This is a genomic window from Paenibacillus canaveralius, assembly GCF_047238265.1.
GTDB lineage: Bacteria > Bacillota > Bacilli > Paenibacillales > NBRC-103111 > Paenibacillus_F.
Window position 1 is genome coordinate 3,223,371 of the sequence record NZ_JBDFMM010000001.1, and the last position, 24,070, is coordinate 3,247,440.

Below are 24,070 nucleotides of genomic sequence, written 5' to 3' on the forward strand. Positions count from 1 at the left end.
CGGTTCTCTCCGGCCGCTTCCTATCGCTAGGGAATGATCATGTTCAGCAATTTTTTCGCATACTCGGATTGAACGTCTTTTAGGTGTGCGATGCTCACCGTTTCTTCGATCCTGCCCTGTCGCATGAAAACGATCCTGTCGCAAATATAGGCGGCTGCCTGGATGTCATGGGTGATAAAGATGTATCCCATGCCGTAAATTTCCCTCAATTTTTTGAGCAATCGGAGCACCTGGATTTGAACCGAACCGTCCAGCGAGCTGATGGCTTCGTCCAGCAAAATACATTGGGGCCCGGTCGAAACGGCTCTGGCTATGCATACTCTTTGGGCTTCTCCACCCGATAATTCATGGGGGTATTTTGTCCGGTAGGACGAGTCCAGCCCGACTTGATGCAGCAGCAGATCCATCTTGCCCGATGCCTCTTTCCGCGGTATATTTTTCAGCTTCAAGGGTTCCATAATAGCCTGCTCAACGGTATAAAACGGATTCATCGAGGAGGTATAGTCTTGAAAAACAGCGCTAATGCTCCCCCGTCTAGCATTCCGTTCCCCTACCCTCTTTCCATTGAATAGAACGGTCCCTCGATCCGGCTCTTCTATCCCTATGATCAATCGGCCCAGGGTGGATTTGCCGCTTCCGCTTTCTCCGATGATGCCCAGGCATTCCCCTTGCCCGCATTCGAAGCTGACGTCTGCCAGCACGTTTTGTTTTTTCGGGGAAAATAAGCCGCCCTTTCGGTACGATTTCCCGACGCCTTCAACTTTCAGCACGGCCGCCGCCTCCCATTATTTTCGTAAAATGATGATTCAGCAGCAGCTTCGAGGAGACCAGGTAACGGGTATATTCGTGTGCAGGTTCCGAGAAAATGACCGGAGCCGGTCCTCTTTCCACGATTTCTCCTTCTTTCATAACCAGCACCTCATCCGCAAGCTTTCGGACAATGCCCAGATCGTGCGAAATATACAGCATTGAGCAGCCCATTCTCTTCCGCAACTGCGTAAACTGTTCGACCACCTCGAATTGGGAAATCGTATCCAGCGCCGTCGTCGGTTCGTCCGCGATAACCAAATCCGGTTCCAGCACGATCGCCAGTGCTATCATGACGCGCTGAAGCATGCCTCCCGAGAGCTGGTGCGGGTACGCGTTCATCACCGCGATCGGATCTTTGAGCATCACGCTCTCCATGGCGGTTCTCATCTTCGCCGTTATTTCATCACGGCTCCAGCCGAAATGTCCGGCCAGCGTTTCTTTTAAATGAACCCCCACTACGCAAGAGGGATCGAAGGCGCGCATGCCGTTTTGCAAAATCATGCAGAGCTGTTTTCCTCTTCGTTTTCTCATTTCCTTCTCCGGCAGCCCGCTTAAGTTGATTCCATTGAACACGATGTCACCGGTTTGCCGGAGCCGGGTTTTATTTAATCTCATAACGGCTCTGCACGTCAGAGACTTCCCGCTTCCGCTTTCTCCGACAATGGCCAGACAGCTTCCCCGTTTTACCTGAAAAGAACTGTTCGGGATAATTACTTCACCGGTCAAGTTATCCCAAACTTTTAAATTTTCCACCTCTAAACTATTCATGGCGGATTAAGCCCCCCCATTTCCTTGAATCGCCGTACCGGAAGCGAGGGTCTGTCCTCGCCGTTTTGGATTGGAGGTTCTTAATCTAGGATCCGACGCAGCTTGAAGGGCATCGGACAGAAAGTTGACCGCCGACACGATAAGAACGATCGCCAAACCCGGCGCTAACATAAGTTCCGGCTTCGAGAACATGACTTCCCTTGCCTCATTCAACATCATGCCCCATTCCGCATTCGGAGCTTGGACGCCCAAACCGAGGAAAGAGAAGCCGGATACCTGTAAAATCATCGAACCGAAAGAACTGCTGGATAGTACGGCAATGTCGGGAAGCGAAACGGGCACAATATGCTTCGCCATAATTTGAAAGCTGCCGACGCCAAGCGCCTTAGAGAACTTCACATAATCCGCTTCGGCAGCTTGAAGGACAGACGTTCGGATGACGCGGGCAAACCATGCCCATTTCGTACAAACAAACGCGATTAATATATTTTCAAAGCCCATGCCCATAATTCCGATTACGGCCAAAATCATGACATAGCCCGGAAAAGAAAGCATCACATCGCAAATTCTCATCACGACGGCATCTGTTTTCCCTCTGAAATACCCGGCAATAAAGCCGAAAAAGGCACCGGTTCCCACCGTCAGGATCAAGGCGGCCATCACCCCGAGCACGCTCGGACGGATCCCGTAAATTAATCGGGATAACACACATCTGCCCAGGTGATCGTTGCCTAACAAATATTCCGGCGACGGACCCGCAAACCGGAGCTCCATATGTACTTCTCCCGGCGCGTGCGGTGCAACCAAAGGGGCGAACATCCCGGCAATCAAGGTGACCGAGATGACGGCCAGTGACAGGACAGCCAGCTTATCTTTCCATACATTTTTGAAAAGCTTCATTTAATTCCCCTTCCTTAGTTTGGGGTTCATCACCGCAAGAATCAGGTCCGACAAGGTATTGAACAGAACGAAGGCCGCCGCCAGCACAAGAACATAGGCTTGGATGACCGGAAAATCCCTGCTTAGAACGGATTTGACACTTAACGTTCCCAGACCCGGCCACGCGAACAGATTTTCAACTACGACCGTACTACCCAAAATAATCGGGATGGCCATGCAAAACACGGAAACGGCCACCTGAAGCGAATTTCGCAGCACATGCATCGTTATTTTTCTTTCCGGTAAACCGCTTGCCCGGCCGTAAAGCACATAGTCCTCATTCAACTGGCCGATCATGGAGCTTCGGACGAGCCGAAAGTAAATGCCTGTGTAACTGATCGTAATTACGGTAACCGGTAAAACATAACCGGTGTAAGATTCCAGCCCGCTTGTCGGGAGCAGGTCCAAATGGACGGAGAAATACCACACCATCAGCGCCCCAAGCCAGTAGGACGGCATTGCCGTCAGAAAAAACAAGACGCCTCTAATCGATTTGTCTGCCGGTTTCCCTTCTCTCCACGCGCAAATTACGCCCAGGGCGACCGATAAGACGATTATGGCCGCCATGGAAACGCTTGTGAGTTTTAATGTGTTCAGCAAAGCCGGTCCCAACAGTGACCACACCGGTTTTCCCGTGACATACGATTGACCGAAATCGAGCTGCAAGCAGGAAACGAACCAACTCAAATAACGGGTGAGAAACGGCCGGTCCATTCCGAGCGTTCTCTTCGTTTCGGCTATCAATTCTTCGGTAATATCCGGTACGCCTTGGGCGTGCAAAATCACTTCGGCCGGGTCCAAAGGAGAGAGATTGTTCAGGACAAACGTCAAAAAGGATACCAGTACCAGCAAAGGAAGCGATAGTAAAGATCGTTTGAGAATATAACTGCCCATAGCCGTCTCCTTTTTTTTGCTCAGGTCACCAAGAGGTAACCCCGTGCATTCTTGCAGCTACTCAAAGTACATCCGCTCAAACGGCAGTTCGAATTGCGTCTGCTTGAACGAGATTCCTTTCAAATTTTCGGGAGCCAGGACGGTAACGCCGCCATTTGTGATGGGGATAAAGACGCTTTCCTCATGGACCGTTTTCAAAATATCCGCAACCAACGATTTCCGTGTCTTCTCGTCAGATGACGCCGTCATTTCATCTATTTTCTTGTACGGCTCGGACGCTTTCGTTATGCCGCTTGTGGTATGTTTGTAAGAGGCTTCCGAAGTGAAGGCGGCAATCGTACTTTGCGGATCATAGGCCAGCCCCCATGTTTGATTGAACATCAAATCATAGTCTCCCGACGATCTTCTTTTTGCAATGGAAGAGGATTCTTCGCCGATAAGCTCCAGCCCCAAGCCGATCTTCTTCCATGCGCTCTGAAAGAACTCCGCTTGCGTTTTTTGTGAAGAAGAATTGACGTCATAGTACAGCTTCACGGCTAACCGGTTTCCGGCTTTCGCTCTGACTTCGCTGCCGTTTTCCAGTCTCCAGCCCGCTTCCTCCAGCAGCGTTTTCGCTTTTTCCAAATCATAGCCCCGCTTCTTCAAGTCGACGTCGGCATAAGGGACATTGGATGAGAAAAGAGTCCCGGCCGGCGTCTCCAGCCCGCTAAAGATTTGTTTGCTGACGGTTTCCCGGTCAATGGAATGCCAGATCGCCTCACGCACAGCCGTTTCATGAACAGGGCCTGGTTTGCCGCTGTTGGCAATGATCATTTTCGTATTCATCGCTTTACTTCTGATCAGCTGGAATTTACCGGATTGAACTAACTTATTCATCGCTTCCACATCAATACTGTCTGCACCCCGGTCATCCGTGAAAATAAAATTAACTTCACCTTTTTGCAGCGCCAAAAGGGTCATTTCTCCGGCCGGAAGAACTTTTGCCGTAACTTTCTTCACTTTAGGCGCGCCGTCCCAGTAGTTTTCATTGGCTTCAAAAACGGCGTACCGGTCGGTTTTATGTTCCGTGAGCTTATAGGGTCCCGTTCCGTTGTATCCGCTCACGCCATCCTTTGTCCCCCCGTTAACGAAACTTTTGGGCGAGAGAAACACGTAGGGACGGGTCATCGACAATTCCAGCAAAGCCGGGTAGTAAGGCTCCGACAGATTCAATGCAACCGTAAACTCATCGGTCACCGTACAGCTGACGATCTTGGCGGATAGTTTGATCCAGGAATGTTTGCTTGCATTTTTTTGTACGGCTTCGATGTTTTTCTTTACGGCTTCCGCATTAAACGGCTCTCCGTCGTGAAAGGTCACATTTTTTCTCAGGTGAAAAGTGTATGTTTTCCCGTCTTCCGAAATTTCCCATGACTCGGCCAGCAGCGGCTTTATTCCGTCTTCCGTGTTTTCCACTAAAGATTCGTAAATCATTCCCTGCGCCGGCATGGAACCCGTATATAAATGGGGATTCATATCGTTGATGTCTTTTGCCGAGGCGTACACCAGTTCTTGGCTCCCTTCCGCGGCCCCCGTGTTCGCGCTCTTTTCGCCGGCACAGCCTGCCAAGATGACAACGGCACCGATTAAAGCAGCCCATACCATGTTCTTTAGTCCAGTCATAATTTTTCCTCCCGTATGCAGCGTATTATATGTTCTTGGTTCCGGGCCCGGTTTCGATTTCGCTGCATATCCTCTTCAAGTCTTCTTCAAAACTTTGCACGGTAAATGCCTCTGACAACAGCTCGCCCCGCAGCCTTTGTTGAACCGCTTCCTGCAATTTCCGCTCGTACGTTGCAATAAATGTGTCGATCGTCGGACAGCTCGCGTCCACAAACCTCGCAATGCCTTGTATGATTTTGATCCGGTAGTAATCTTCCTTGGGCATGCGCGGGATGTCCCAGTGCCCTTCATGGTTGACATAGATTTGCCGGATGGGGACGGCCGAGAAATCGAAATATTTCCCATCGGGATCCGGTTCGGAAAACGGATCGATTAACAGCGATGTATACCGGATGTATACCAGATACTCTTGGTGGATCGTTTCGAAATGTAGGAAGTTTTCGATCTCATGACGCGATAAGCTTTCCGGCCGCACCGGATAATTGTCGTCTGTCATGAATCCAAGCAAATTAAGGCCGTTTATATGCAGCTTGCGGACAATGGCCGTCATCTCTTTCCAGCATGCCAGCATATCGCGGATCAAACCGGGTGTAATGGGACCTTCGGGAAACATTTTATATACGAATTTCCGGGGGGCTTCTTCTCCGAACAGGACATTTAACGAAAAGTCGTTCATAAACAGAGCCGGGTGGACGTATAAGGAAATATTTCTCGTTTCCGCTTCGAATGGAGAACGCATGATTTCCAGTGTTATACCCAACTGTTCTTGGTACAGCGTACGGAGCTTTAGCACATTATCGGACAAGGTCTTCGTGGAGCCGATGAACACTTTTTTCTTGAGGCCTGTCGTGATGACTTGACCGGACGGCTTGCCGTGCTTCCAGCGCGTATCGCCGAGATAGGTGGAGAAGCTGATAATTTCCGCATTTGCATGAATATCCGTCATATAGTGCCGGATTAGGCTGTTCGAACCGAAGGTCGGAGAAACTAAGACCACACACTTCACTTGCCGCAAAAGCTGGTTTTGGATTCGTTTGAGTACCCCTATGTACGCATCCGCCGTAACGGACAAAATCACGGTATCCCAACTTCCGGCAATGCTCTCATATCCGTGAAAAACCTCATCGATGATACATTCACCCTGCAGCCGCCGGTGCTTTTCATTTTGAATGTGGGCGCGGATACGCCGGCTGCTCCGCTTGATCGCCGCAAAGAAGTGTTTCGAACGGACCGACTCCCGACCGGCGATTCCTATGCGGCAGTTCGCATATTTTTTTAGAAGGACGGCCAATTGAATCGAAGCGGGACCCGTCCCCAGCATTAAGACACGTTGAAAATCATCACCCATCTGAACCTTCCTCTCCCCAATAAAGCCTATGCCTTCTGATACAAAGCGATATCAAACACATGACCGGGACGCAGGACGATTTCTGCCAAGCTCCATTTGCGTCCGTTCACTTCCTGCATGGGATAGTTGAATAAAGATTTTAAGCCGCCGCCGTATCTCATGGCCACAATCACATGCGGGTTAGTCAGCAGATCCATCCGGTCCAGCAGCTCGTATTTATTGGCAACCGTTGAGCTGAATATGATGTGAGTCACCTCTTGGATATCTTCCAGATGCTGCAGGAACACGTTTTCCAGCCTGATTTTCAATCCGCTTCCCAATTCCTCTATAACTCTTCTTCCGAGTTCAACAGCCTCCTTATCAATATCAATGCCGACCACTTCCGCACCGGTTTGCTTAGCTATGTACAAGGGCGTCATAGGAAATGAACCGGAGCCCACCAACAAAACTTTCGAATCCGCCGTCACGTGAAAACTTCCGAATTCTTTCTCGATGCACGATTCTATATTCCGGAAATATTCCGTCCGTTCCGCTTCACCGTTCAGCAGCTTCCATGCATGGTATTTTTCCATTACCGCGACACAAAACGCTGACGTCTTCCTCAAATCTTCCGCTAGCCTGGACATATGGCCGGGGTCATGCCGGTTCAAATGTTCCCATGATTTTTCGTTAGCCTCGTTCGTAATAAAAGCGGAATAGTCATCCAGTACCGCTTCTAACTCGGAGCTTCGCCGGACGGTACCTTCGTAACGTTTTGCCAAATGCCTGAATTTTGCTTGAAACCCGGTTAAAGTCCGATGAAATTGTTCGGGTGTATGCATACTTTCACTCCAATCCGATTCAGTTCGTTAAACATCAACAAAAGCTCTGCCTTGGGCTACAATTCCAACGGACCCTTCGATAGCGAGGCTTGTTACCCTATCTTCTTCCCATTCCGCCGTGACAGTCATCGTGCCGCCGGGCTGTTTGATTTGCGCAGTCGCGGCCCCTTTGTTTCTCCAGGACAACAAGGCACCGATTGAAGCCGTGCCGGACCCGCATCCTCTTTCCCAAATCAGGCTATCCAAGAGCGGGACATAAATGAGCGGAGCCAATTCGGCCGAATGACTCTTGAATAACAGAATGCCGATCACGCTGGCTTCCGAGGCCGCTCCAAGGAGCTTCGCCAAGGCCTGTGCCCGATTTCTCACCGTTTCAGTGAAATGACCGACTTCAATCACGATATGTAGAAAGTCAGGATATCTCACCGTGACAATATCCAATTCATCGCCTTCAAACTTGATTGTCTTCCGGTCGATTTTTTTGGGCACAGGCATGGCCAGCCGGCACACGTACTCTTCCTTGACCTTTTTCACCTGGCAGGCGACTAACTGTTCCGTTCCGGAAGCTTCGAGGACAATTTCCATGAATCCGTCACGATTCGGATCTTTTTCGGAGGCAAGAAAAGCGGCTAAGGCCATGCAAGCATTCCCGCAAAACTCACCTCCCGCCATTTGTAAACTGGCCTCGGCTTCAGACTTGCCCGGTTTTTCGATGAAGCCTACTTGTTCGGCGTACACACTGTCGTAGGACATCATTTTAGCGGCGATGGGCTTGTAGTCTTCGGCCGGATGATTCGTTTTCACAAGAATAGTCATATTCTGCGTGGGATTGCATTTTACAAATTCGATTTCACGTTTCATCAGACAACTACCTCGGGACCGATTTTTTTGAAAAAGTGCACAATTACGTCTTCGGAACTTTAATCGTAATCGTAACGATTACTATTAATATACTCACAATCCGGGAAAGCGTCAATCATAAAAAAAGGACGCCTACAATCAGGCATCCAGGTTCTTTCTTTATTGTGCTAAGCGTTCAAGCATTGACGGACACAGCCCGCCGGCGCTTCGGAAGAAGAAATGCGGCCCGTACGGCCCGGCAAACAAGAAAAGACTGCTTCCGCAGAAGCAGTCTTTGGCAGGATGTCCGGCATTAAGCGTCCCGGAACTGGTTCCTGTCATCCTCCGTAATCGGACGAAGAACGCGGCACGGATTGCCCGCGGCAATGACATTTGCCGGGATATCCTTGGTAACCACGCTCCCCGAGCCGATAATCGTATTGTCTCCGACCGACACGCCGGGATTGAGAATCGCGCCCCCGCCTATCCAGACGTTGCTGCCGATGGTAACCGGGAGCGCGTACTCCACTCCATCCCTTCTGGGTTCGGGATGTATGGCATGGCCGGCCGTAAAGATACTCACATTGGGACCGATCAGTACGTTGTCCCCAATCATTACCCGGTTGCAGTCCAAAACCGTTAAATTGTAATTGGAATAAAAGTTTTCCCCCAGCGAAATATTGTAACCGTAGTCGCAGCGGAATGGAGGTTCCACAAAAAAATTCCGGCCCGTACGGCCGAGCAGCGGCCGGAGCAGGGCGTTCCTTTTATCGACTTCGCCGGGACGCAGGGCGTTATAGTCGAACAGCACTTCCTTGGCATGCTGCCGTTCGTTCAGAAGCTCTTCTCCAAACGCTTTATAAGGCTTGCCGGCGATCATTTTTTGTTTTTCGGTCATAGACTGCGGGTCCGTCATGGGTTCCTAACTCCTTCTTTCATCTCGGATTTACCTAGTATTTATTGTAGCACGCCTGCCATTGGCCACAAAAAGCATAGCGTTTACATTTATTCTATATACCTTTTGTTGGAATTTATGGTAAAATGAATTCCGAAAGTAAAAGCGCTTTAACTTTCGAAAGGAGGATCGGATTCGTCTTTAAGCAAACCCTTAGTGCCATTCCAAATCAAAAAGGACGTGTGGGAATGATTACGCATTGCAAACAGGTTGCTTTAAGTCTCTGCTTTTGTCTTCTGTTCGTTTTGATACCCGTGCCGGGACCGGTGAAGGCGGAAAGTGTGCCTGCCCCCTGGAAACAGCAAAACATCGGTTCGCCCGCTTTGGCGGGAAGCGCTTCCTATGATTCCGATGCGGGCCGTTTTGAAGTCAGCGGCTCAGGAACGGACATTTGGGGCAAATCGGATCAGTTCAATTTCGTCTATCAGCCTTGGACGGGGGACGGCTCGATCGTAGCGCTCATTTCCTCGCAGACGAACACGCACGATTTTGCCAAAGCGGGCATTACGATCCGCGAAACGCTGAAGCCGGATGCCAAACATGCCGATTTGCTTCTGACCCCTTCCAACGGGTTCACGTTCCAGTACCGGACGGAAAACGGCGGCACCTCCCAAAGCGAGAAAATCGCTTCGACCAGTCCGGCCTGGGTTAAGCTGGAGCGCAAAGGCAGCGTCATCCGGGGGTACGTGTCCAACAACGGGCTGAACTGGGGCGATCTGGGGACGCTGACTTTAAAGATGAACGCCTCCGTGTTTGTCGGCCTTGCCGTCACCAGTCACAGCACTTCCAAGCTGAGCACGGCGACCTTTACCAATGTGACGGTGAACGCTTCCGGAGATGTGTTTCCTCCGACCGAGCCGACGAACGTTCAGGCCAAATCCGTGACCGATACGTCCGCGGAAATCTCTTGGACTCCATCGCTCGACGATGTCGGTGTTACCGGCTACGATTTGTACAAGGATGATGTTTTGACCCAAAGCAACGTGACCGGCACTTCCTATACATTCACGGGCTTGACCCCCGCCACTACCTACCGGTTCACGGTAAAGGCCAAAGACGCGGCCGGAAACAGTTCCGCGGCCAGCGCTCCTCTGACAGTGAAGACAACGAGCGGGTCCGATACGGAGAGCCCTGCCGCTCCCGCCGGACTTGCGAGTTCAAGCAAAACGTCCACATCCGTCCAGTTAACGTGGACCGCAGCCACGGATAACGTAGGCGTGTATGCCTATGATGTTTACACGAACGGGAAATTGGCCGGCAGCACCGACAAGACCTCCTACAACGTGACCGGGCTTGCCGCCAATACTTCCTACAGCTTTACGGTGAAGGCCCGCGATTTGGCCGGGAACGTCTCCCCCGCGAGCAAAGCGCTCTCGGTTAAAACGAATCCGGCCTCTTCGGAGCCGTATACGCCTGAGGTCGTCGCATCCAACCTCGAAACGCCGTGGGCGGTCGATTTCGCGCCGGACGGCCGGATTTTCTTCACCGAACGCAACAGCGGAAGAGTACGTGTCGTGGTGAACGGCCAGTTGAAATCCACACCGGTCATTACGCTGGGATCGCCTTTCTATTATATGCCCAAGAGCGAAGGCGGTCTGCTGGGACTGGCGCTTGACCCGGATTTCGACAAGAACCATTATATGTATATTTACCATTCCTACAAGACTTCCGACAACAAGGTAGCCAACCGGGTGGTTCGTCTCATCGAAAGCAACAATACCGCCAAAATTGACAAAGTCCTGATGACAAACCTCCCCGGAGCGGTGTATCATAACGGCGGCCGCCTCAAAATCGGCCCGGACAAAAAGCTTTATTTCAGTAACGGCAACTACGGAAACAAGGACGACACTCTGACTTACCTCGGAGGCAAAATATTCCGCCTGAATCTGGACGGCACGATCCCGGCCGACAATCCGTTCGGCGCTTCTTCCCCGATTTACAGCCGGGGACACCGCAATCCGCAGGGATTGGCGTGGCAGCCCGGAACGAACCGGCTTTTCGAGTCCGAGCATGGAGAATCGTCCAAAGACGAGATCAATTTCATCCAGCCCGGAGCCCATTACGGCTGGCCGCAGTATGAAGGCGGAAATCAGAATGAGCCGGGCATTACGCCTCCTCTCCTTTACGCCAGCGGAACCACATGGGCGCCGTCCGGCATCGCGTTTGTGACCAAAGGACCGTGGGCGGGGAATCTGCTTGTTACGAACTTGAAGGGCAAACAGATTATCCGCATGACCGTCAAGGAACAGAACGGCAAGCCCGTCATCGACAGCGGCAGTCTCAATTACTTGTACGTCAATAAATACGGCCGTATCCGCGATATTGTCGAGGCCCCCGACGGCTCGCTTTATCTCGTAACCAGCAACAACGGGGACAAGAACGGAGACGGGACGCCCGATAAACTGATCCGGTTAGCGCCTAACTTTTAAGCCTTGCGGAAACCGCGGCAGCCAAAACTTATCGTTCATGATTTACTTCTGGCTGTCGGTCCATCCGTAACAGAAAAGAGCGGGATTCTCCCGCTCTTTTTGTATCCTGTTTTTTTAAAGCCGGTAAACACCGTGTTCCGTTAAGCACGGTTCAGACCGGGCGGTTCTTACGGATGCTTTTGATAAAAAGCAGACAAGTCAGAAGAACGGCAAGCATAAATGAGCTGATGGCCGGAACGACAAGCTGCAAAAGAAACGCAAGTCCCTCGCCGTCCGCCGTGAACACAGCCGCTATCGCGAAAATCAAGACAAACAGGGCTAGCACGGTCAACCAGAAGGGCGCAGTGGAACCCTGCTGTTTATCCTCTGCCGCATCTGCCGGTACACGCAAATGCCGGTGTATCCACCAAGCCGTCCCTATCAACCCGATCAGCGTGCTTCCGTGCTGCGCCGCTTTGTAGACGGGGACCTCCAGGCCTCCCATCGTTAGCGCTCCGCTGAGGAACGAGACATGGTTGACTATCCAGGCGCCTTTGTGCGTGAATTGGTCCCAAATGAGATGAGTGCCCGTGCCGGCCAGACCCAGAACCGCGACGGTGAACCAGCCCTTGAAGGAACCGGGAATTCTGCCTTCCCTTCTCCAGCGGTAAGGAAACCGGTCCGGCAAATAAACGTATAGCGCAGGTCTGACAACGGTTTCGAAGAGCAGAAACAGCAGGATAATCACCGGAAGATTAAACAGCACGATTCCCGCTCCGTCGTGGCTCCATACGCCCGCAGCCCGGAACCGGATGAAATACTCGAAATCGGGAGACTTACTTCCGATAATTAGGGCGGATACCGGAAGGGACGTTTTATTCCACCACGGCATAACCGCAACGGGATGCGCGAACGTGAAAGGCATGATTTCCCTCCTGTCTGCGGCTGCTTGAGAAAAGGAGAAAGCCTTCCGCCAAGGAAGGCTCCTGCCGTTTATGCAGGCCGGGCTTTTATAATAAAGCGGTGCTGTGTCGTTTGGAAATAACTTTTTTCTACAATAATCCGGTGAATCTCGTACAGCTTTTCCAGATAGAGGTTTGTCTCGAATCCGGGAACCTGCCAAGAAGCGGCATTTACGGAGGACCTCTTATTCTCAACCAAAGTAGTTAATTCTCATGCTCCAGCAAATTCGGGTTCATGCCTGTTTTTCCTCCTTGATCGTATTTTAGCGCGCTCCGAAACAACCGACTTTTTGATTGATAAGAAAAAAATCCTTTCGCTTCGGGTGGATCTTACCTTAAAATGGAGAATGCCTATCGCATTTGTACGGTCATATGAAGGGAGTTAGTACAGTGTCTCAACCTCATGAAAATCCGGAAACGGATTCCTATAAAAACCCGCAGGGACTACTGTCCGACTGCGAAAAATGCTTCGGCCTCTGCTGCGTCGCGCTGCCTTATGCGGCATCCGCCGACTTTGCGCAAGACAAGGAAGCCGGACAGCCTTGTCCGAATCTGCGGCATGACTTCCGCTGCGGCATTCACACCGGCCTGCGTCAGCAGGGCTTCAAAGGCTGCACGGTATATGACTGCTTCGGCGCGGGGCAGAAGGTTTCGCAGGTGACTTATGCCGGAGAAGACTGGCGCCGGGTTCCCGGATCCGCGAAGCAGATGTTCGAGGTGTTCCCGGTTATGCGGCAGCTTCACGAGCTTCTGTGGTACTTGTCCGAAGCGCTGACTCTCCAGCCCGCCCGTTCCGTACACAGCGAGCTGCGCTCCGCGCTGGACGAGACGGAGCGCCTGACTTTCCTGTCCCCGGAAGCTCTTCTGGAGCTTAATGTCTCCGTACATAGGGGGAAAGTCAACGAACTTCTTTTGCGGACGAGCGAGCTCGTCCGAGCCGATGCCGCGAGCCGGCGGAAAAACGGTGCACTGCCCCGCAAAGTCGGCCGGGGCGCCGATCTCATGGGGGCGAACCTGAAAGGAGCCGATCTGAGCGGCGCCAACTTGCGGGGAGCGTACCTCATCGCCGCCGATCTCCGGAACGCCGATCTGAGAGGGGCTGACCTGATCGGCGCGGATTTCCGGGACGCCAATCTGGGCGGAGCCGATCTCCGCGGGAGCTTATTCCTCACGCAGGCCCAGCTCAATGCGGCGAGAGGCGATGCGCGCACGCGGATTCCGGCAGCGCTTGTTCATCCTTCGCACTGGTCAGCCGCCGGGCATTGAACGACACGGCAGATAATTATCGTGAGATGAGGTTTAGCTGAGAGAACGGTGCCCTCTCGTAGTCAGCGGAACGACGGGCCTTCCGGAGAATGTTTCGGATTAAGGATGCCGCGAGCCGGTTTGCCGGACCCGATGTTCCCGCCATCGGTTTACGTACCCGACGGTCTCTTTTTATACAGTATAAAGCCTTCCTCTTGCGATTTACAAAAAACGGATACTGCCGGTCGGAAAGGCCGTTTCCTCATTTTTCCGCTCTAAATAATAGGTTTAGACATCATCTCTATAGCTAAACGTATTAAAGCAAAAAGGCATGAGTCCGGCAAATTGCCGAACTCATGCTTTTTAACGCTAACCTGCAGGCTTTCAACATTGCCAATCGGGAAAACGCATGAACCGTCGATCGCAACTCTTCTCATTTTTGTTTCTAAATCACTTCAATCATGTGCTTTGGGAGCACCGGGCGCCTCGAACCGCAGTACATATGCCTGCTCGTAAGCATATTGAAGATGATCGGCCACACGCTGGTACCACCTTTTACCCGGTGACAAATCAAGATACCACGATGGAGTCATGCGCCGGATGCCAACGCGGAAACCCTCTTGAAAGAACACCTCCGCTATATGGTCGAGGGTATGTTCCTGCATGGGAATGGAAGCGTTGCCGTTAATCCGCTCCCGGATATGAGGCAGACTCGGATTTTCGCTGTAATCGGCGAAGGTGGCATAGTAAACCCCTCCCGGCTTCAGCGCTTTCTTCATCTTCCTCGCATGCTCTCCCAGATCGGTTATCAAATACAGCACCGCTAAACTGAAAGCGAGATCAAATCGTCCCTCGAATTGCTCCGGATCGGCAGTGGCCACATATTGAATCGGCAGATCACCTTTACGGCTGTTGGCCACCTCTACCGATTGACGTGCCAGGTCGGTACCGATGCCTTCCTTGAAGGGCCTCTGCTCGTAGAGCAGTCGGAGGAACCCTCCCTGATTACAGCCGAAATCCAGGACACTGCACTGCGAGAGGTCCTCTTCCGGTATAAAGCCGAGCACCCGTCTCCAGTGGGGGATATGATCGTTTTCCATCCCCTGGTCACCCTCTTCATCATGCTTCCACCAAACATCGTACAAAACATCCCGATTCAATCGCTATTCCCCCTAGTGTCAACTGATACTTTTTCATAATTTAAGTTTCGTCTTTGGACTGCTTCGGCGGTTCCCTCCGAACAATACCATGCAGCCGGCTACAATCATGATACCGCCCGCTACCGTCAGCAGGTCAGGAACTTCGTTCCAGAAAAGATACCCGAATAAGACGTTCAGAAACAAACCGAAGTAGCTTACTACCTGAACAATTACCGCATTTTCATGAGTGAATGCTTTCGTCAGGAATACCTGACCCAGCAGCGATACAAACCCGATGATCAGCAGCATGACGGCTTCTCCTGCATCCGGTATAACAAACGAGTCCCACATGAAGGGAACGGCAACCAGCGTAGAGGTTGCCACAAAATAAAACACAATCTCATAAGACGGATGCGTCCTGCTCAAATATCGGATCGATATGCTCGCTGCTGCGGAGAAAAAAGCGCTGAGCAGTCCGACGAACGCATAGATCGAGTAACTGGAATATTCATGCGGTTTCAACAGAAGGAGCGCCCCCGCAAAAATAACCGGGAATACTACCGCTCCCCTGAGACTGAGCTGCTCCTTCAGAAGGAGCGCGGATAGCAATGCTACGAAGATAGGTGCCAGCTGTGCCAAAAGGCTCGCGTCTGTAAGCGGTATGCTGGACAACGTGTAAAAAAAGGCAAGCATATACAGGCCGCCGCTCAGCCCTCTTACCGCGAGCATTGGAATGCCTTTCCTAGAAAAGGCTATTCCGCTGAAACGCATCAAGATCAAGATAAGCAGGGTTCCTACAAGTCCCCGGAAGAATGCAATTTCGGCGGCGGGAATGGTACCGCTGATGCCTTTAACAAGCGCGTTCATCACACTGAACACCAGGGAAGAAAGAAGAGAAAGCAAAATTCCGTTTTTCATATTCACCTCAGACTTCATCCTATTCGCGCATAAACGCCGAAACAAGCTGACGCGTGTAAGGATGACGTTCTTCACTGCAAAGCCCGTCGACAGGGAAACGGTCCACAATCCGCCCTTCCTTCATTACCAGGATACGGCTGCACATCCGCTGAACCACAGCAATATCGTGAGAGATGAACAAGCAGGACATGCCGAGCTCCTGTCTTAACTGCTTCAGCAAGGTCAAAATTTGCGATTGTACGGTAACATCCAGACTGGAAGTGGGCTCATCGCAGATGAGAAGCCTGGGTCTAAGCGCGATAGCCCGGGCGATCGCTACGCGCTGGCGCTGCCCACCGCTGAGCTCATGGGGGTACCGGTCTCCAAGCGTACGCTCTAAACCGACCATCTCCAGCAGCTTGGCGGCCGTGCCTCTTCTTGAGTGCCCTCTTTCCGCAAATTCCGGAAGATCTTTAGGGTGAAAATTATCGAGCGGCTCCACAATGGAACGCCAAACGGGCAGCCGGCTGTTCAAAGATGAAGCGGGATTTTGAAAGACGGCCTGTATATTTTTGCGCATCAGCCGCAGCGAACGCCCTGTAAGAGCATGCAAGGATACTCCGTCAAAACTCACTTCTCCCGCATCCGGCCGCTCCAGCGCCAAGAGCAGCCTGGCGACCGTGCTCTTGCCACTGCCGCTCTCCCCGACAAGTCCCAGACATTCCCCTCCATCAATCTCAAAGGAGATTTGCCGGACTGCCGCTTCATGATCCGTCTTGGCGCCGTAGCTTTTTACGAGCCCGACGGCCGTCATTAATGGCTGATCGCGGACGGCCCCACTCTCATATAAGTTAGAAGTGTTCTGCATGTCCGTTGACCTGCCTTGAACTACAATCCGCGGACAAGCATCCCACAGCTGCCGCGTATAAAGATGCCGGGGCAGCCTGCAGATTTCAGCCGTTTCTCCCATTTCCAGCAATTGTCCCTCCCGCATAACAGCCACCCGGTCGGCAGTGCGGCCCACGTGGCGGAGATCATGGGATATAAACAGCACCGCACATTCCGTTTGGGCCCGAAGCTCATCCAGCAGATCAAGGATACGGCCGGCGGAGAGCGCGTCCAAAGCTGTGGTCGGCTCATCCGCGATTAGCAAGGCAGGCTGCAGCATAAATGCCGCGGCAAGCGCTGCCCGCTGCAGCTGGCCGCCGCTGAGCTGGAACGGATAACTGCCGAACACGCGCTTCGCGGGCAGCATAACCCTTTCCAGCCAGCTCAGTGCCAGAGCAACCGCCTCTTGCGATGGCAACCTTTGATGTACACGGATCATTTCGGTCAATTGAGTACCGATTCTAATCAACGGAGTAAAGCTGCTGTGATAGTCTTGGCACACCCAGCCGATCCTGGGTCCAAGCAGCCCTTTTCTTTGCCTCCACCGCAATGTCAGAAGGTCATCTCCTTGAAAAGTGATGGTTCCCCGTGCTACCCGGAGTGACGAAGGCAGCAGACCCGTGATGGCCGAAGCGGTCACGCTTTTGCCGCTGCCGCTCTCCCCGACGATGGCCAGCGTCTCCCCTTTAGAAATGGAAAAGGAGATATCCTGGATAATGGGCTGAGACCCGTCGCTTCCTCTCCTGCAGACACCTAACTCCTTTATAACCAGCACGGGCTCATCAGAGAATGCGGTTGCCTGCTCAAGTTCACCTGCAGACATTGAAGCGGCGAGGGCTCCCGGGGGCCTTTTCCCATAGTCCGTACTCATTACGAATGCCTCCTCTTACTGTTGCTGTGACGGTCGCTCTGAACATCTAGCGCATCCCTCAAACCTTCACTTAACAGATTTAATGCGATGACAACAGCAAGAATAGTGACGCCGGGATAGATCATCAACTGCGGTGCCGCCTGAAAATAAGGCCGTCCTTCGCTCAGCATGGCCCCCCATTCGGGAGCGGGAGGTTGTACGCCCAACCCGAGATAAGACAGTGCCGAAATAAGCAGGATTGTCCTTCCCACATCCAGGGCAGCCAATACGGCAAGCGGAGAGGCGATATGCCGGATGAGATGACGCCGATTCACCGCCCAAGCGGTACTGCCGGCGACGATCGAAGCCAGGATATAATCTTGTTTCTTCTCGGACATTACGGTCCCGCGTACCACCCGCGCGTAGCCGATCCACTTGACGCAGGAAATCGCAAGCATAACCTTCATCAAACCCGGCCCCAGGAAGCCCGTAACCGTAACGGCAAGCAGAAATTCGGGTAGAGCGGCTGCAGCGTCGGCCAGCCTCATGAAATAAGAGTCCGTGCGGCCTCCCCTGTAGCCGGAAAGAATGCCGATCGGAATACCGATCAGCATAACAACCGTCACGACGAGAAAGGAGAGACCCAGCGTGACCGAAGCACCCGCCAGAAGTCTGGACAGAACGCACCGGCCCAGATGGTCCGTACCGAGCGGATACTGCAGGCTGGGGGGCTTCAGCCGCTCCGGCATGCTGATCAGCAGAGGGTCATGGGGAGCAAGCCATCCCCCGAACAAGGCCAGCAGGAGAAACAACGCGATCAGGAGCAGCCCGGCGCAGGCCATTCGGTTACGACGCAGCCTGTTCCATGGAGTGTTAGGAGCGAATGCGGTGCTGTCCGCTATGCGGCCGTTCATGCTTCTCTCCCCTTCGCGTAATGAATTCTGGGATCCATATACCCCAGGCTAATATCCGACAGCAGGTTGGCAAGACCAATGCACAGACCCGAAAACAGAACATACCCTTGGATGACCGGATAATTACGCTGCGTAAAAGCTTCCATCGCAAGGCTGCCGAGGCCCGGCCAGCCAAAGAGAGACTCCGTGACGACAGACCCGGCCAGCAGGCTGCCGACACTCAGCCCGAAGAGCGAGATTACCGGAAGTAAAGCGGCTCTTAGCGAATGATTTATCATAATCCGCCATTCCGGTATTCCCCTCCCCCGTGCCGCCCGGATATATGGCTGCGAAAGGGTGTCAAGCAGTCCCGACCGCAGCAACCGTATATACTCCGGCGCCATTACAAATCCCAGGGTAAGCGACGGCAGGACCAAGTGCAGCAGATCCCCTCCGCCCATGACCGGCAGCCAGTTCAATTGGAAGGAGAACAGATAGATAAGCAGCAGTCCGAGCCAGAAGGTTGGCATGGAGATGCCCAGCAATGCGATCAGGCGGCTGATATGGTCCGGCCACCGGCCTTGATACTTAGCTCCCAGCACCCCGAGTGGAACTGCGGTCAGCAGAACGACAAGCATGGCTCCCGCCATCAGGAAAAACGTAGCCGGCAGACGTTCGATGAGAACATCGAACACATCCCGGCCTGTCGTATAAGATTGTCCGAGATCGAGCTTCAGAACCCCGGCAAACCACCTTACGTATTGCTCGTAGACCGGCATGTTCAGACCGAGCTTTTCTTGCACAGCCGCCACATCCGCAGCGGATACCGCCCCTTCGTCCTCTTTCAGCACAGCCCTCACCGGATCGCCGGGTGCCAGCTTCATCAGGACAAAAGTAACGATGCTCAAAAAGAAGAGAACACAGGCGAAATAAGCAATCCGCCTAGCCGCATGCTTAATCATCCTAGTTCACATCCAGCTTATTGGTGACAATGTAGAACTCTTCCGCTCCGGGTTTCCAACCGCTGATCCTTTTGTCCATACCTACCAGTATATTCGGATAAATAATATAGGAATGAGGCATGGCTTCCGCAATGACTTCAACGGCCTGCTGTGTGAGCATATCGCGCTTTTCCACATCCCCCGTTTCGTTCAGTGTCTTCAGCACAGGCGCAAGCTTCTCGACTATAACTCCGGCGGGGTTATAGGATTCACCCGGCACATAGGCCGAATTCAGAAAAGAACCCCCGTCGCCGCGTGGTGAAGTAAGGTAACTGGATGTTGAAAGGTCCCAATCGTGGTGATCCTTTATATAGACATCCGGATATTCCACCGAAACGATCTTTAGCTCGATTCCCGCCTTGGCCGCCTCCGATTGGAGCAGTTGCGGGATCAATGGAAGCTCAGGATTAATGCCGCTGAAAGCAATCAGCTTGAGAGTAAGCGGTTTTCCGTCCTTTTCCAGTTTGCCATTCGTCTTTTTCTTGTATCCTGCACTTTCCAGCAGCTGGAATGCACCTTCCGGATCGAGCTTCTGATAGCTGCCTTTTCTGCCGAATGGAAGCGTGCTGTTAAACGGTCCGTTCGCGGGAAGCGCATAACCCAGCATTACGTCTTTGACGATAGCGTCCCGGTCGATGAGTTTGTCTATCGCTTGTCTTACCCGGATGTCTTGAACCGCCGTGCTTCGGGGGTTATACGTAAAATAATGCGTACGGAGACTCGTAACCGATTGTATCGAAAGCTGTCCGTCCTGCCGGATTGCCGCCAGCGCTTCGGGCGCCAAATGATACACGATTCCCGCCTGCTTAGACTGTAGAGCCAGCGTCCGGACGTTGGCATCGGAATTAAATTGATACTTGACTTCGCTGAGCTTGGCCTTGCCGTCCCAGTATTCGGAGTTACGAACCAAGGCAACCTCTTTTCCCGGAACAAAGGAAGCTACTTTAAATGGCCCCGTGCCCACAGGTGATTTGTTGAAGGCATCCTTGCCCGCGGCTTTCTCGGCCGCCGTACTTATGATGCTTGTTGTCGGATGAACCAGTTCGGCGGGAAAGGCGGGAAAAGGTTCCTTCGTTACAACTATCAGTTCTTGCCCGTTCGCTTCAATGGACTCTACCTTCAAGGAAGCGGAAAGGGCCGCACTGTCCGCGAGTCCCCGTTCGAAGGACGCTTTTGCAGCGGCGGCATCCAGCTTAGTGCCGTCATGAAAGAAGATTCCCTCACGCAGGGTAAACGACCATATCCGGTTGTCCTTTGTCTCCCACTTTTCGGCGAGCCAAGGTACCACCTGCATCTTTTCGTCCAGGCGTACCAGCGTTTCGGAGACACCCGCTCTGAGGGGAACCCAGCTGTTATGGGGGTCCAGCGTATCGCTCGGGAGACTGTGGATAAGGGTTAATTTCTTGGCGGCTTCCCGCCGTGCAGGATCGCCCGCCTCGGACGGTTGTCCTTCGTTCAGCGGACTGGCATGATTACAGCCGGTTAACAAGAGTACCGCACATAGCAGGGTACCGGCCGAAGTCGTTCTAAACCTTGGCCTGCTGCCCCCTTTTCTTTTGAATAAATCATACATCCTTCCGTATCTCCTCCTATCGTGAATAGGCTCTATAAAGACCCCTGTTCCCCTTTAGTTCCGGAATTGGCGCGGCTTGTCACAGGTGCCGCCCGAAAGAGCTCCAGCTCACCAAAAATGAGGTCGGCCTCACTCTCAGTCGTATCCGTGAAAAGACCGGGACGGAAGCGCTCCATGCCTTCTTCTTCCACAAAGGAAGCCAGTTTGCTTTCAAACTTGTTGATGAAGGCGGACGTTTGCGGCATAGAAAGATTTAAATTTTTGCCTAAACGCTCCACCAGCTTTATTTTCTTGTAATCCTCGTACGGCACTCTCGGGATGATCCATTTGCCTTCGGAGTCTTTTGAAATTTGTTTATAAGGAAAAGCCGAAAAATCCGGATATCTGCCCCGTTCGTCCGGTTCGGCAAACGGGTCGATCAGAATAGAAGCATATCGGATATATAATAGATACTCTTGCTTTACGGGATCCGCTTCGGTGAAACCTTCGATATCCTCCCGGGAGAGTGTGGCCTCAAGTACGGGATAGTTGTCATCGTTAAGGAATTTAAGCAGATTGATCGGTTCGGCGTGCAAACGTGTGACAAGCTCCCCTATTTCCTTCCACAGCAGCAGCATAGATTGGATCGCCTGTGGGGTAATGGGACCTTCCGGGTACAGCTTGTACATATATTTTCTGGAAGGCGTGCGGCTAAATATTTCATTCATTGAAAAGTCATTGATGAAAAAAGCCGGATGTACATAGGTCGTAATACTCCGGCTTTCAGCAGCCGCAGGATGGGAAGCGCTTTCGAATTGAATGCCGAGCGATTCGATAAACCTTTTCACATCCTCTATCGTCTGGCTGCCGGGCTTATTGCTGCCGGCTGTAACTTTGCGCTTGAGCCCTCTTACGATCGATCTCAGCACCGTGGACTGACCTGCTTCAAAGGCGAACCTGGAGGCGCCGTAATAGGTGGATAGAGAGATAACCTCGATATCGGAGCCCGAGCGTCTCACCAGACTTTGCACCAGCAGATTCGATCCGATCCCCGGCGATAAAAGCACGATCCGTTTTACTTGTGAAAGGTTCTCCAGCTTTAACGCGGCTATTACATCCGAATAGCTGTCCGATGGTGTACATAGGATCACGGTATGCCACTTATCGTCAATTTCGTCAAAGCCATTGTAGTAATCGTCCAGCAGGACCTCACCTGAAAGATGACTCTTTGATTGAATTTGAACAACGGAAGAAAGAGTATAGCCTTGCCGATCCAGCTCACAAAGGATACGGTCCGAATGCGCTCCTCTGCGATTCGCCAGGCCCAGCCGGCCGCACCAACCACGGCCCGCATCCACAGCGATGTGAATGCCCGCCGGACCCGCTCCCACGATCAATGTGTTTCCGAACGGAGGAATAACCTGCTCAGGACGGGTCATAGCCAATCGTCCTTTCTTGGGTTAATAGTTTGGATTCCATAAGAACCGTATCGTATAGGCTGTTATTTCGGATAATGGGCGTCAGGTTCCACTCATAAGACAGGTCCGCATGCAGAGGATAATTAAAAAGCGACTTCAATCCGTTGCCGTAACGTACGATAATTTTGGTGTCCGGCCTCGCCACACGCTTCACCTCTTCTACGATCTCCAGCTTATTCGGAACGAGAGAAGCGATAAAAACATGTGTAGTCTGTCGGATAAACGGATGGTCCGATAATCGGCCTCCCGCAAAATCCACTAACGTTTGCAGTCCGGAAGCCGAAGCAACCTTGAAGCCAAGTTCGACGGCTTCCTCGTCAATATCCAGGCACAGCACCTTGGCTCTCGATTCCTTGGCTATCGTTAAGGCCGACAGCGGATAAGCTCCCGATCCGATAAAAAACACTCTGGATGCGGGTCCGATTCCGAATAAATCAAGCTCCTCCTGTACGGCATGGGACAACTGCTCGATGTAAGAGGTAGCTTCCAACTCTTTGTTGATCAATAGCTGCGATTGATATTTTTCCATGTCACAGAGCGCCTTGACCGATGTCTCCCGCAATTTCTCACTGTATTGTCTCACTTCATCGTGATTTCCCCATTCGTGCCAACGCTTTTCGTTTTCGTCGTTTACCATAAACCGGCAAAGATCGTCAAGCTTGATCTTCAGAAGCTCAAAGCATCCCGGATACTCTCTTGAGAACGCATTCAATTGATTGATTTCATACTCAAGCGATTGCAACGAGAGCAGGAAAGCGTATTTACTTTTCACAAATTCACTCCCTCCCGGTTTAATCATCCGCATAGCGTTTTTTTAAAATCCACTGTAAGAGAACCACTCCCCCTCTTAGGTATAATTATGAAAGACAGTTTAAATTTTACAGCAAACGGATTCATAGAAATATAGCTGACTATGGCTATTTTTTTCCTTTTCTTTATTACAACTGCCAGGTGGGCTGCTCTAATTCGCGTATGTCGACTGGCCCGACGAAATTACTCCAAGTATTTCGCAACGGGGCACGCCAGGAAACCATCCTAGGATGAAAAAAGAAAAAACCAGCAGCAGCAAGGTTTTTGCTGTTACTGGTTTTTAATTCGGGTCTCAAACATAAACACTTATTAGGTCCAGTTAGGGCTCAAAAGAAGCTCAATTGAAGTCAGTCCTGCACCTTGACCTTTCCTGCGTGCCAAGTACCGCCTCCCGGCTTTACCGGCTACAGAAGCAGCTTTAATTCATGAAGCCGGTCAAAAATGAGCCGGCTCACAGGAGAGACATGCTCCCGCTCTGCGTAAGTTAACCAGACAAGTTCCTCGATTTCGGAAGCCGGGCTTAGATCGCCTTCGAATTCCGCTTGATAACAAGCCATCCGCACGAGTATTCCTTCCTCTTTTCCGTGAGCTTGGGCTTCAAACGTCCCGAAATGCGACACGGTTTCGGGCTTGATGCGGACGGAAACCTCTTCCTCGACTTCACGCATCAGCGTTTCGGTATCGGATTCGCCGGGATCCCGTTTGCCTCCGGGAATGTAATACGTGTCTTTGCCTTTGGAGCGCGCGCTGAGAATGCGGCCGTTCTCCACATAAATCCACGCGATTTTGTCTATTCCTGCTGCTGACATACGATGTACCCCCGCTTGTTTTTTCTCAAAAGTATACCACCTCCCGCCCTTTTTTCAAAGGCGCCGGGGAGGCACACAAGCCGCGGGGCCCCCCGGTGTTC

The 24,070-nt window shown here is 52.1% G+C and carries 21 protein-coding genes; 2 read left to right on the plus strand and 19 right to left on the minus strand.

What is annotated here, in order from left to right:
- Positions 1-26: 26 nt before the first annotated feature.
- From ABC395_RS14480 to ABC395_RS14520, 9 genes are all read right to left on the minus strand, one after another.
- The gene (locus tag ABC395_RS14480; RefSeq protein WP_413004089.1) at positions 27-770 is read right to left on the minus strand and encodes an ABC transporter ATP-binding protein; all 744 of its coding nucleotides are present in this window, start codon (positions 768-770) and stop codon (positions 27-29) included.
- Positions 757-1,578: a staphylopine uptake ABC transporter ATP-binding protein CntD gene (cntD, locus tag ABC395_RS14485; protein ID WP_413004091.1), complete on the minus strand. Its 822-nt coding sequence runs from the start codon at positions 1,576-1,578 to the stop codon at positions 757-759. Before cntD ends, ABC395_RS14480 begins: the two co-directional genes overlap by 14 nt.
- A 6-nt stretch (positions 1,579-1,584) precedes the next feature.
- Positions 1,585-2,478: a staphylopine uptake ABC transporter permease subunit CntC gene (gene cntC / locus ABC395_RS14490; protein ID WP_413004092.1), complete on the minus strand. Its 894-nt coding sequence runs from the start codon at positions 2,476-2,478 to the stop codon at positions 1,585-1,587.
- Entirely contained in the window at positions 2,479-3,411 is a 933-nt protein-coding gene (gene opp1B / locus ABC395_RS14495) for a nickel/cobalt ABC transporter permease (protein WP_413004094.1), read from the minus strand.
- Positions 3,412-3,468: 57 nt separating this feature from the next.
- Positions 3,469-5,073, minus strand: a complete 1,605-nt coding sequence (gene cntA / locus ABC395_RS14500) for a staphylopine-dependent metal ABC transporter substrate-binding lipoprotein (protein ID WP_413004096.1) — start codon at positions 5,071-5,073, stop codon at positions 3,469-3,471.
- A gap of 25 nt (positions 5,074-5,098) precedes the next feature.
- Positions 5,099-6,421: an opine metallophore biosynthesis dehydrogenase gene (locus tag ABC395_RS14505; RefSeq protein WP_413004097.1), complete on the minus strand. Its 1,323-nt coding sequence runs from the start codon at positions 6,419-6,421 to the stop codon at positions 5,099-5,101.
- A 26-nt stretch (positions 6,422-6,447) separates the two neighbouring features.
- Entirely contained in the window at positions 6,448-7,242 is a 795-nt protein-coding gene (locus ABC395_RS14510) for an SAM-dependent methyltransferase (RefSeq protein WP_413004099.1), read from the minus strand.
- 27 nt (positions 7,243-7,269) lie between these two features.
- Positions 7,270-8,103: a histidine racemase CntK family protein gene (locus tag ABC395_RS14515; RefSeq protein WP_413004101.1), complete on the minus strand. Its 834-nt coding sequence runs from the start codon at positions 8,101-8,103 to the stop codon at positions 7,270-7,272.
- 292 nt (positions 8,104-8,395) lie between these two features.
- On the minus strand, positions 8,396-8,998 hold the full coding sequence (locus ABC395_RS14520) for a sugar O-acetyltransferase (protein ID WP_413004103.1): 603 nt from the start codon (positions 8,996-8,998) through the stop codon (positions 8,396-8,398).
- A gap of 320 nt (positions 8,999-9,318) precedes the next feature.
- Here ABC395_RS14520 and ABC395_RS14525 point away from each other — a divergent pair, with 320 nt between their 5' ends.
- Positions 9,319-11,466 (plus strand): PQQ-dependent sugar dehydrogenase, encoded by a 2,148-nt coding sequence (locus ABC395_RS14525; RefSeq protein WP_413004105.1) that lies wholly within the window; start codon positions 9,319-9,321, stop codon positions 11,464-11,466.
- A 151-nt stretch (positions 11,467-11,617) separates the two neighbouring features.
- On the opposite strand, the gene ABC395_RS14530 is transcribed toward ABC395_RS14525, so the two are convergent.
- Positions 11,618-12,370, minus strand: coding sequence for a DUF4184 family protein (locus ABC395_RS14530; protein ID WP_413004106.1), 753 nt, complete (start codon positions 12,368-12,370; stop codon positions 11,618-11,620).
- A 427-nt stretch (positions 12,371-12,797) separates the two neighbouring features.
- Here ABC395_RS14530 and ABC395_RS14535 point away from each other — a divergent pair, with 427 nt between their 5' ends.
- Positions 12,798-13,673: a pentapeptide repeat-containing protein gene (locus ABC395_RS14535; RefSeq protein WP_459564678.1), complete on the plus strand. Its 876-nt coding sequence runs from the start codon at positions 12,798-12,800 to the stop codon at positions 13,671-13,673.
- A gap of 434 nt (positions 13,674-14,107) precedes the next feature.
- Here ABC395_RS14535 and ABC395_RS14540 read toward each other — a convergent pair whose 3' ends face one another.
- The 9 genes from ABC395_RS14540 to ABC395_RS14580 all read right to left on the minus strand — a co-directional run bounded on the left by ABC395_RS14540 (position 14,108) and on the right by ABC395_RS14580 (position 23,969).
- Positions 14,108-14,812, minus strand: a complete 705-nt coding sequence (locus ABC395_RS14540) for a class I SAM-dependent methyltransferase (RefSeq protein ID WP_413004108.1) — start codon at positions 14,810-14,812, stop codon at positions 14,108-14,110.
- Between the two features lie 33 nt (positions 14,813-14,845).
- Positions 14,846-15,709 (minus strand): DMT family transporter, encoded by an 864-nt coding sequence (locus tag ABC395_RS14545; RefSeq protein WP_413006753.1) that lies wholly within the window; start codon positions 15,707-15,709, stop codon positions 14,846-14,848.
- A gap of 19 nt (positions 15,710-15,728) precedes the next feature.
- Positions 15,729-17,447, minus strand: a complete 1,719-nt coding sequence (gene nikE / locus ABC395_RS14550; protein WP_413004110.1) for a nickel ABC transporter ATP-binding protein NikE — start codon at positions 17,445-17,447, stop codon at positions 15,729-15,731.
- Entirely contained in the window at positions 17,447-18,340 is an 894-nt protein-coding gene (gene nikC, locus ABC395_RS14555) for a nickel transporter permease (RefSeq protein WP_413004111.1), read from the minus strand. Before nikC ends, nikE begins: the two co-directional genes overlap by 1 nt.
- Complete coding sequence (gene nikB / locus ABC395_RS14560) at positions 18,337-19,281, minus strand: nickel ABC transporter permease (RefSeq protein ID WP_413004113.1); 945 nt, start codon at positions 19,279-19,281, stop codon at positions 18,337-18,339. Before nikB ends, nikC begins: the two co-directional genes overlap by 4 nt.
- 1 nt (position 19,282) lies before the next feature.
- Entirely contained in the window at positions 19,283-20,893 is a 1,611-nt protein-coding gene (nikA, locus tag ABC395_RS14565) for a nickel ABC transporter substrate-binding protein (RefSeq protein WP_413004115.1), read from the minus strand.
- Positions 20,894-20,925: 32 nt separating this feature from the next.
- Complete coding sequence (locus ABC395_RS14570; RefSeq protein WP_413004117.1) at positions 20,926-22,311, minus strand: opine metallophore biosynthesis dehydrogenase; 1,386 nt, start codon at positions 22,309-22,311, stop codon at positions 20,926-20,928.
- The gene (locus ABC395_RS14575) at positions 22,298-23,122 is read right to left on the minus strand and encodes a nicotianamine synthase family protein (RefSeq protein ID WP_413004119.1); all 825 of its coding nucleotides are present in this window, start codon (positions 23,120-23,122) and stop codon (positions 22,298-22,300) included. The genes ABC395_RS14570 and ABC395_RS14575 overlap by 14 nt, the downstream gene beginning before the upstream one ends.
- Positions 23,123-23,564: 442 nt before the next feature.
- Positions 23,565-23,969 (minus strand): NUDIX hydrolase, encoded by a 405-nt coding sequence (locus ABC395_RS14580; protein WP_413004120.1) that lies wholly within the window; start codon positions 23,967-23,969, stop codon positions 23,565-23,567.
- Positions 23,970-24,070 lie beyond the last annotated feature (101 nt).

Coding starts and splice junctions, on each gene's coding strand:
- cntD (WP_413004091.1), bottom strand. CDS start 1,578: ATGAATAGTTTAGAGGTGGAAAATTTAAAAGTTTGGGATAACTTGACC.
- cntC (WP_413004092.1), bottom strand. CDS start 2,478: ATGAAGCTTTTCAAAAATGTATGGAAAGATAAGCTGGCTGTCCTGTCA.
- opp1B (WP_413004094.1), bottom strand. CDS start 3,411: ATGGGCAGTTATATTCTCAAACGATCTTTACTATCGCTTCCTTTGCTG.
- cntA (WP_413004096.1), bottom strand. CDS start 5,073: ATGACTGGACTAAAGAACATGGTATGGGCTGCTTTAATCGGTGCCGTT.
- ABC395_RS14505 (WP_413004097.1), bottom strand. CDS start 6,421: ATGGGTGATGATTTTCAACGTGTCTTAATGCTGGGGACGGGTCCCGCT.
- ABC395_RS14510 (WP_413004099.1), bottom strand. CDS start 7,242: ATGCATACACCCGAACAATTTCATCGGACTTTAACCGGGTTTCAAGCA.
- ABC395_RS14515 (WP_413004101.1), bottom strand. CDS start 8,103: ATGAAACGTGAAATCGAATTTGTAAAATGCAATCCCACGCAGAATATG.
- ABC395_RS14520 (WP_413004103.1), bottom strand. CDS start 8,998: ATGACGGACCCGCAGTCTATGACCGAAAAACAAAAAATGATCGCCGGC.
- ABC395_RS14530 (WP_413004106.1), bottom strand. CDS start 12,370: ATGCCTTTCACGTTCGCGCATCCCGTTGCGGTTATGCCGTGGTGGAAT.
- ABC395_RS14545 (WP_413006753.1), bottom strand. CDS start 15,709: ATGAAAAACGGAATTTTGCTTTCTCTTCTTTCTTCCCTGGTGTTCAGT.
- nikE (WP_413004110.1), bottom strand. CDS start 17,447: ATGAGTACGGACTATGGGAAAAGGCCCCCGGGAGCCCTCGCCGCTTCA.
- nikC (WP_413004111.1), bottom strand. CDS start 18,340: ATGAACGGCCGCATAGCGGACAGCACCGCATTCGCTCCTAACACTCCA.
- nikB (WP_413004113.1), bottom strand. CDS start 19,281: ATGATTAAGCATGCGGCTAGGCGGATTGCTTATTTCGCCTGTGTTCTC.
- nikA (WP_413004115.1), bottom strand. CDS start 20,893: ATGTATGATTTATTCAAAAGAAAAGGGGGCAGCAGGCCAAGGTTTAGA.
- ABC395_RS14570 (WP_413004117.1), bottom strand. CDS start 22,311: ATGACCCGTCCTGAGCAGGTTATTCCTCCGTTCGGAAACACATTGATC.
- ABC395_RS14580 (WP_413004120.1), bottom strand. CDS start 23,969: ATGTCAGCAGCAGGAATAGACAAAATCGCGTGGATTTATGTGGAGAAC.